This window comes from Caldicoprobacter algeriensis (assembly GCF_023838525.1).
Lineage (GTDB): Bacteria > Bacillota > Clostridia > Caldicoprobacterales > Caldicoprobacteraceae > Caldicoprobacter > Caldicoprobacter algeriensis.
Genome location: NZ_JAHUQD010000005.1, coordinates 131,837 through 141,023 on the forward strand (window position 1 = coordinate 131,837; position 9,187 = coordinate 141,023).

Sequence of the window (9,187 nt, forward strand, 5' to 3'; positions counted from 1 at the left end):
GACACAGAAAAAATATAGGGAGGAATCTTTATGAAAAAAATTTTAAAGTGGTTATCGCTAATATTAATTTTATCTGTGTTACTAACAGCGGTGTTTGCTTGCTCGAAAACTGATAATAATACTGACGAACAAACTTCTACACAGAGTGAGGGTGGTGATAGTGGTAATGAACAGGAGAGTAGTAAAAAGGAACCGATAAAACTGATAGTATGGGGTGGTGTACCAGCTGAAAATGGTCCTCAAGAGTTGGTGGATGCATGGAATAAAGCTCATCCTGATATACAAGTAGAATATGTACGTTTTGTAAACGATGATACAGGTAATACTAAGTTAGATACTGCATTATTGGCAGGTGAACAAATTGATGCTTATTTTTCTTATAGTGTTCCAAATATGACAAAGCGTATTGAAGGTGGGATGGCAGAAGATCTAAGTAGTTATGGTGTTGATGATTTTGTGAAAGATAATATTGGAGAAGAAGGGGTTTTTAAATATAAAGGTAAATTATTTAGTATACCTACAACTAAGGAACCTGCTTATATGATGATAAATAAGTCGGCATTTGAAGAAGCAGGTATTGAAGTTCCTACAGAGTGGACTATAGATGAATTTAGAGAGATAGCAAAAAAGCTGACCAAAAATGTAAACGGGAAAATACGTTATGGTGCCTATAATGCGCCGGATGTGGCCAGGATGGTTTTGGAAGATAATTATTGGTATAAAAACGAAGGTTCTGAATCTAATTTTGATGATCCATCTTTTAAATTAAGCGTACAGCTTTATTATGATATGATGTATACTGATAATAGTACATTTCCATACAGTGAAGTACTTGCTAGAAAACTTCAGGCTTATCCGCAAGATGTATTTTTAAACCAAGAAGTTGCGATGATGGTATCTTCTCCGTGGATGCTCAGGTATGTTAATAATACTGCAGAATACCCTCATGAATGGATTACTACATTTGCACCATTACCTGTACCAGAGAAAGGTAAAGATTATTACAATACAGGAAGCTTAAATAACTGGATAATGATGAACAGTAAGTCCCAGTATAAACAAGAAACATGGGAATTTATGAAGTATTGGGCTACTGAAGGAGCAGCCACATATTTACTTAAAGCAGGTAAAATACCTGCGTGGAAGAATGCTGATCCGGAAGTAGTTGCCAAGGGTATTCTGGGAGACAATGCAGAAAAGCTATTTGATGTTGATGCTTTCAAACGGGTAGCTTTAGATCCAAATATAAAATATGTAGTGGATACCGTGACTGTAGCTGCACCTGAAATACAGCAAATTCTTAAGGAAGAACTGGATAAATTATATTTGAAAGAACAGACCGTCGATCAATATATAGAAAATGTAAAGAAACGTGCGGATGAGGCTATAAAGAATGCTGCACAATAAAAAAGTTTTAAGGGATGGGGCTTAAAAATCCCATCCCTTAAAACTAAAAGAGGTGGGGAATGATTGATTATACAAAATAAGGAATTAAAAAAGAATATTACGGGTTATTTATTTATTGCTCCAAATCTTATTGGTTTTATGGTACTTACGTTTATACCCGTGCTTTTTTCACTAGTTGTATCTTTTACAGAATGGAATTTGTTTACAGGTACCGAAAATATAAGGTTTGTTGGCTTAAAAAATTATTTATATATGTTCTCTGATGTCTGGTTTATTGATTCATTGAAGAACAATCTTATGTATACTGTAGTAACTATATCTTTAGCTCTCTCGATATCTTTATTTATAGCAATTATATTGAATGATAAAGTTTATGGGCGAAATATTATAAGGGCCATGTTTTTTATGCCATATATATCTAATATAGTAGCAATATCGGCTATATGGTTGGCATTATATAATCCGAATTATGGGCCTTTAAATCAATTTCTTATGAGTATAGGCATCGATAATCCTCCCCAATGGTTGGCTAGCAGTAAATGGGCGTTGCCAGCTATTATGATAATGAGTATATGGGGAGGATTGGGATACAACGTTGTTGTATATTTAGCAGGGTTAAAAGGGATACCAAAAGAATTGTATGAAGCAGCAGATATTGATGGTGCTAATAGCTGGCATAAGTTAAGACATGTGACGATTCCTATGCTTTCGCCTACTATATTTTTTCTACTTATAACGGGTATTATAAGCTCATTTCAGGTATTCGGCCAAATAAATATTATGACTCAAGGCGGACCTGCGAGGGCTACGACAGTTATAGCTTATTATATATACTTGAGTGGTTTTAGATATTATAAGATGGGATATGCTGCAGCTATGGCATGGTTTTTATTTATTGGTATATTTATTGTAACTTTAATACAATGGCGAGGCCAAAAAAAATGGGTCAATTATATATAGGAACTTGTATATAGGAACTTGCGGGAGGATGATCATATAGTGATAAAAAATGATGTTTATAGAAATAAATTTTTAAATCGACATCCAAAAAAGATTATAAGTAAGAGTATTGTCACCATTATAATGTTCATAGCTGGTATTATGATGTTATTACCATTCATATGGATGTTGTCTACATCTTTTAAAATACAGGCAGATGTGTATAAATTTCCAATAGAATGGATACCGAAAAGGTGGAATTTCAATAATTATAAAGAAGTGTGGCTCAATCAAAATCCGCCGTTTTATGTATATTATTTAAACTCTATCAAAATAACGATTATATGTGTCGTTGGTGAATTGTTAACCAGTTCATTAGCTGGTTATGGATTTGCTAGATTAGACTTTAAAGGCAGGGATAAGATATTCTTGCTTTATCTAGGTACTATGATGATACCATTTCAAGTATTAATGGTGCCAAGGTTTATGTTGTTTCGCTGGTTAGGTATATACAATACTCATTGGGCGTTAATTTTACCGGGCCTTTTTACCACTTTAGGTGTATTTTTGTTAAGACAATTTTTTATGACCATTCCATTTGAGTTGTCAGAATCAGCAAAAATAGATGGTGCTAGTGAGCTGAGAACTTATTGGCAAATAATTTTACCATTAGCGAAACCAGCATTGGCCAGTTTAGCCATATTAAGCTTTGTGTGGCGTTGGAATGATTATGAGGGACCATTGATCTTTCTAACTAATCGCAAACTTTACACTATACCGTTGGGACTTACCAACTTTATTGACGAAATGGGAGGACAGCAGGATACTCTTATAATGGCAGCTTCAGTATCAGCATTGTTGCCTATATTAATCGTATTCTTTATAGGACAGAATTACTTTATTGAAGGTATAACTGCAGGAAGCATAAAGGGATAGGAGGAGGCTTATAATGAAAAGTAAATATTTTGTTAGTGGTGTTAATCCTGCATTGAGTGTTAGTGCTGATATTGAAACAGTGAGATCGGAAATCGGAATAGGAGCTATTATGCCATGGGCTGGACGGTTGTGGTTCATAACCTATGTGGCTCATGGGGCTTGTTCGGGTGGTGGAACAGGCTTGTTTGAGGTAGATGAAGATTTTAACATACGGAAACACCCTGAAAGCGTAGTAGGCACATATGCTAATAGAATGATTCATGCTCCATCGAGTCAGCTTATTATAGGGCCACATGTAGTCGATACAAAGGGTAATGTAAGGACGATAACAGATTTAGTAGAACATCGCCTAGCAGCTACGATGGAGCATCTAGATAACCCTGAAAATAAAGTTTACTTCTTGACAATGGAAGGTTTGTTATTTGAGACAGATTTAAATACATTGACATCAAAATTACTTTTTGACTTAATGGAAGAATTAGATGTACCACAAGGTACCAAACCACATTTTAAAGGGGGTTGGACTAAATTTGGTAGGGTAGTGGTGGCTAATAATTCATATGGTGAGGAGGATTTCAAGGGTATAACAGCGGGGGGAAGACTAGCTGAGTGGGATGGAGAAAAATGGTATATTATAGAAAAGAAACCCTTTAACGAAGTGGCGGGAGTGAAAATTAACGATCAGCCATTATACGCTATTGGATGGGATCGTGCATCTGCAATATTAAAAGTATTTAATAATAATCAGTGGGATACTTATCGCTTACCTAAGGCTACGCACGCGATGGATCATATGATATTAACTGAATGGTGGCGTATAAGGGAAGTGGAAACTGAACGTTATCTTATGGATTGCCATGGAATGTTTTATGAACTTTCTCATCTAGCTTATGAAGGTAAGATATGGGGGATATGTCCTATATCTACTCATTTAATAGTAATACCTGATTTTTGTTCGTGGCGTGGAATGTTAGTATTAGGCGGTGATCAAGTAACGCCAATATGGGATACAAACATTTTAGCAGGTGAACCTCAATCTAATCTTTGGTTTGGCAAGACTGACGATTTATGGCAATTTGGTAAACCTCAAGGGTGGGGTGGACCGTGGTGGGAAACGCCGGTGGAGGCTTATCAACCATCGGATCCATATTTAATGACAGGTTTTGATAAAAAAGTGTTACATCTATACCATAGTGCAAATCATTCAGTAGATTTTATTATTCAAGTAGATTTCTTAGGGAATGGTACGTGGAAAGACTATGAGGTATTAACTGTGCCAAGAGGTAGGTATATCCATCATGAGTTCCCATATGGATTCAGTGCGCATTGGGTTCGTATTATATCAGATACTTCATGTACGGCTACAGCATATCTTATGTATACTTAGTCTATATATTCTTTATTTAATTTTTTTTAAAAGAGGGAGGATTTAACATGGGGTATTATACTGAACCTGCTAAACAAATACCCATTAAGGCAGAAGTAGATGTTTTAGTGATAGGTGGTGGACCGGCAGGATTTTCAGCTGCTGTTAATGCGGCTCGTCAGGGTGTTCGTACTATGCTTATAGAGCAAACTGGTTCAGTGGGTGGAATGGCCACTGTAGGTCTTATGAGCCATTGGACCGGTGATACTAAAGGTGGCTTCTACGAAGAAATATTGGAACGATCAAAGGACTGTGACGATCCAAAAATAATTAATCCTGAGAAACTTAAAACTGTTATGTTGGATATGTTGTATGAGGCAGGGGTTATATTACAACTTTATACTTTTGCTTGTGATGTCATAATGGAGGATAATGTTATACGAGGAGTAATTACTGAGAGCAAATCAGGTCGTGAAGCTATTATTACCAAGATAATTGTCGATGCTTCTGGAGACGGCGATATAGCAGCTAAAGCGGGAGTACCTTATTATAAAGGTAGAGAAACTGATGGAAAAATGCAGCCTATGACATTAATGTTCAAGGTAGCTGGAGTGGATACAGAGAGGGCGGTATTACCTGGCAGCTTTGAGACCACATTTGAAGTGCCTGCAGGAGATCTCCAGACTTTAGCTAAACGTTATTTACCTCATCCTGCGGGGCATGTATTGTTGTATCGTTCGTCGCTACCAGGTGTTGTTACATGTAATATGACAAATTGTATTGAAGTAGATGGAACTAAGGTGGAGGATTTAACTAAAGCTGAATATGTGTGTCGTAAACAGATAGAACCTATTGTAAATTTTTTGAGGAACTTTGTACCGGGCTTTGAGAATTGCTACGTGATAAGCTCGGCTAGTATTATAGGTGTAAGGGAAACAAGGCACTTTGAAGGAGAGTATACTTTAACCGAAGATGATATATTAGAAGCCAGGGTATTTGATGATTGGGCGGTAACAAAGGCTCATTTTAACTTTGATATACACAATTTGACAGGTAGTGGATTGGATGAGACCGGTGTCCAAAAATTGTTCCCTCAAAAGAAGGCGTATACTATCCCTTACAGGTGTTTTGTACCTAAAAAAGTAGATAATCTGTTGTTGGCGGGGAGAAATATTTCAGGAACGCATAAAGCCCATTCTAATTTCCGTGTGATGCCTATTTGTGCTAATATGGGTCAAGCGGTAGGCATTGCTGCGGCATTGTGTGTAAAATATGATGTTAAACCGCGCGAACTTGATGTGCGTAAATTGCAAGCTGTACTTAAAACACAAGGCGTGGAACCATAATACTCTAACTATTTATTAAAAAATGAGGAAAGAAAGGAAGATGAGTTTTGAGGAATATAGTCCACAAAGTTGATTTTTGCGTTGTCGGCGGAGGGATGGCTGGTCTATGTGCTGCTATTGCTGCTGCACGTCATGGCGCTACAGTAGTGTTGATGCAGGATAGGCCAGTGTTGGGGGGAAATGCATCATCAGAGATACGAATGTGGATATGTGGCGCTCGTGGCAAAAATAATAGAGAGACTGGTATTTTGGAAGAAATTATTTTAGAGAATTATTATCGTAATCCACAGAAAAATTATTATATATGGGATAGCGTTTTGTATGAAAAGGTGCGATTTGAGAAAAATATAACGTTGCTGCTAAATTGTACATGCACATTGTTAGAAATGAACGGTAATCGTATAAAATCTGTAAAAGGGTGGCAAATGACTACGCAGACTTGGCATACAGTAGAAGCTAAGATATTTGCGGATTGTTCTGGTGATAGTATTTTAGCGCCACTTTCTGGAGCTGAATTTAGGATAGGTCGTGAATCACAGGATGAATTTAATGAGTCTATAGCGCCTGTGGAAGCAGATAATAAAACTATGGGTATGAGTTGTCTCATACAAGCTCGTGAGACACCTTATCCGCAACCTTTTATACCACCTACTTGGGCTTATGATTATCCTAATGAGGATGACATACCTCATGAACTTCGTAACCATGATGTGAGGAAAACCAACTTTTGGTGGATAGAGCTTGGTGGTGACCAAGATTCCATACATGATACCGAAGCAATTCGGGATGAACTGCTCAAGATAGCTTTTGGCGTATGGGATCATATAAAAAATCATGGTGATCATGGAGCTGAAAACTGGACATTAGAATGGATAGGTTTTTTACCAGGGAAGCGAGAAAGTCGTCGTTATATAGGTGATTATATACTTACACAAAATGATATTTTATCGGAGGGACGATTTGATGACATAGTAGCCTATGGCGGATGGCCGATGGATGATCATCATCCCTCGGGTTTTCGATATCCGGGTCCACCTACCACTTTTCATCCTACGCCTTCACCGTTTGGTATACCATATCGTTGCCTTTATTCGCGTAACATAGAAAATCTTATGTTTGCAGGTCGTAATATTAGTGCTACTCATGCGGCTTTGAGTGCAACTAGAGTGATGGGTACATGTGCTATAATAGGTCAAGCGGTAGGTACAGCAGCAGCTATAGCTATAAGAGATGGTTTAACACCAAGGGGAGTATATCAACAAAAGATTCGCGAATTGCAGCAAACATTGATGGAAGATGATTGTTATTTGCCATGGCATAAACGGAATATACCTGAATTAACAAAAAAGGCTAAACTGACAGCATCAGAAGGCGATCCTGAGCCATTGCGTAATGGAATAGATCGTCCTGTGGATAATGAAGATAATGGTTGGATAGGAAATATAGGAGCATGGGTTCAGTATGAATTTGACAAACCCGAAAGGATACAAGAACTACGATTTGTATTTGACAGTGATTTAAACCGGTCTGTACCTAATATGCCATGTAATTATCCACTGAATGATGAACCATTCCGTGTCCCTTCCACTCTAGTAAAGAAATTTTCAATAGAAATTCAAAACGAAAGTGGAGATTGGTGCACGATTAAGAGGATAGAAAATAACTATCAAAGGCTTGTGCGTTTGAGAATAGATGTGAGGACTAAGGCTGTTCGTTTTATACCTGAAGCTACATGGGGAGTTGATAAAGTACATGTGTTTGCATGGGATGTAAGATGACCTAGGTTTAAAGAAGACGTATTAAATTCAATTTACTTCACAATTATTGTTTGCATTGAGTACAGGGATATGGGCAATAAAAATCATGGAACGTCATATTGCCTGATCACGAAATATCAAGTATAATGATGCTCGGCTTGATCTTTTAAGCCGGGCTTATTTTTTGTTATGACATATCAGATTTGCATGGCATTGTCAAATAAGGTGCAGGTGCATTATAACCCGAGTTTGTCAGTTGAAAGGAGGTTTTGTCACCGTCGGTGTATAATTGACCCAGGAGTAACGAAAAGGAATTGACCCACCCCCTGGCGAATTATCCCTCTGATTAATTCCACAAAGAATCGGAGGGAAATAAATGCTAGGGAGTGGATCTATTATCATGTTACACGAATTAAAAGCAAAGGGCAAGAGCATTCGTGCAATCGCTAAAGAAACTGGTCTTTCAAGAAATACTGTAAGAAAATACCTGAGAGCGGACGGTATTCCTCAAAGAAAACCTCATCCTAAAAGAGGGTCAAAGCTTGACCCATACAAGGATACTATTCAACAGATGATAAACTCAGGTATATTCAATTGCGAGGTCATTTATGAGAGGATTAAGGAAGAAGGCTATACAGGTGGTCGTACTATTCTGAGGGATTATGTAAGGCCGTTTAGGCCTCCTAAAGAGATTCCTGCTGTGCGCCGCTATGAGACTAACCCCGGCCAGCAAACTCAGGTTGACTGGGGTGAATATACTTACATTGACGAGGAAACTAGCGAGGTGCGTAAACTTTATATCTTTGTCATGGTGTTGGGGTATTCCAGGGCCATATATGTGGAATTTACAAATCGCTGCAATGTCCATACTTTCATTCGTTGCCTCATTCACGGGTTTGAATACTTTGGTGGAGTAACTGATATAGTTCTCACAGACAGGATGAAAACCGTAATACTTGGTACTGATGAGAACAACAGGCCGATATGGAATGCCGTGTTTAAGGATTTTGCTGCGACTCTTGGCTTTGTTCCCAGGGTATGCAGGGTGCGGCGTCCACAGACCAAGGGCAAGGTGGAAAGTGGTATAGGATTTGTTAAAGATAATTTCTTGCCGGGCAGGAGGTTTACAGACTATGGAGACTTAAACCGTCAGGCGATAGAATGGTGTGACAAGAAAAACAGGAGAATACACGGTACTACTGGTGAAAGGCCTATTGACCGTTTAAAGGAAGAAAACCTTAAACCCCTACCCGCCCCTGATAAATACCAGAGATTCATGGAAGAGGTGAGGAAAGTTCACAAGGATGGACTGCTGAGCTTTGGTGGTGTGAGGTATGGTGTACCATGGCAATACAGTGGGAAAGAGGTGGTTGTAAGGGAGAGAAATGGCAAGATAGAAATTCTTTACGAAGGGAAGGTGATAGCAACTCACGAAA

7 protein-coding genes are annotated in these 9,187 nt (G+C 38.1%); all 7 read left to right on the forward strand.

Annotated features, from left to right (window positions below; all coding sequences use genetic code 11):
• Positions 1-30: 30 nt before the first annotated feature.
• Complete coding sequence (locus KVG29_RS04815) at positions 31-1,407, forward strand: extracellular solute-binding protein (RefSeq protein WP_252227012.1); 1,377 nt, start codon at positions 31-33, stop codon at positions 1,405-1,407.
• 63 nt (positions 1,408-1,470) lie between these two features.
• Positions 1,471-2,367, forward strand: a complete 897-nt coding sequence (locus KVG29_RS04820) for a carbohydrate ABC transporter permease (RefSeq protein WP_252227013.1) — start codon at positions 1,471-1,473, stop codon at positions 2,365-2,367.
• A 39-nt stretch (positions 2,368-2,406) separates the two neighbouring features.
• Positions 2,407-3,282: a carbohydrate ABC transporter permease gene (locus KVG29_RS04825; protein WP_252227014.1), complete on the forward strand. Its 876-nt coding sequence runs from the start codon at positions 2,407-2,409 to the stop codon at positions 3,280-3,282.
• 13 nt (positions 3,283-3,295) lie between these two features.
• A complete protein-coding gene (locus KVG29_RS04830) occupies positions 3,296-4,669 on the forward strand; it encodes a hypothetical protein (protein WP_252227016.1) in 1,374 nt (457 codons plus the stop codon).
• A gap of 47 nt (positions 4,670-4,716) precedes the next feature.
• Positions 4,717-5,994 carry an FAD-dependent oxidoreductase gene (locus tag KVG29_RS04835; protein ID WP_252227017.1) on the forward strand — a complete coding sequence of 426 codons (1,278 nt, stop codon included), beginning with the start codon at positions 4,717-4,719 and terminating at the stop codon, positions 5,992-5,994.
• A 47-nt stretch (positions 5,995-6,041) separates the two neighbouring features.
• Positions 6,042-7,772 carry an FAD-dependent oxidoreductase gene (locus KVG29_RS04840; protein WP_252227018.1) on the forward strand — a complete coding sequence of 577 codons (1,731 nt, stop codon included), beginning with the start codon at positions 6,042-6,044 and terminating at the stop codon, positions 7,770-7,772.
• 355 nt (positions 7,773-8,127) lie between these two features.
• Positions 8,128-9,187 (forward strand): IS21 family transposase (istA, locus tag KVG29_RS04845; protein WP_252227019.1); only part of this gene is annotated, 1,060 nt, incomplete at its 3' end.

Excerpts from the sequence above, each read along its gene's own strand:
- KVG29_RS04830 (WP_252227016.1), top strand. The coding sequence starts at position 3,296 with ATGAAAAGTAAATATTTTGTTAGTGGTGTTAATCCTGCATTGAGTGTT.
- KVG29_RS04835 (WP_252227017.1), top strand. The coding sequence starts at position 4,717 with ATGGGGTATTATACTGAACCTGCTAAACAAATACCCATTAAGGCAGAA.
- KVG29_RS04815 (WP_252227012.1), top strand. The coding sequence starts at position 31 with ATGAAAAAAATTTTAAAGTGGTTATCGCTAATATTAATTTTATCTGTG.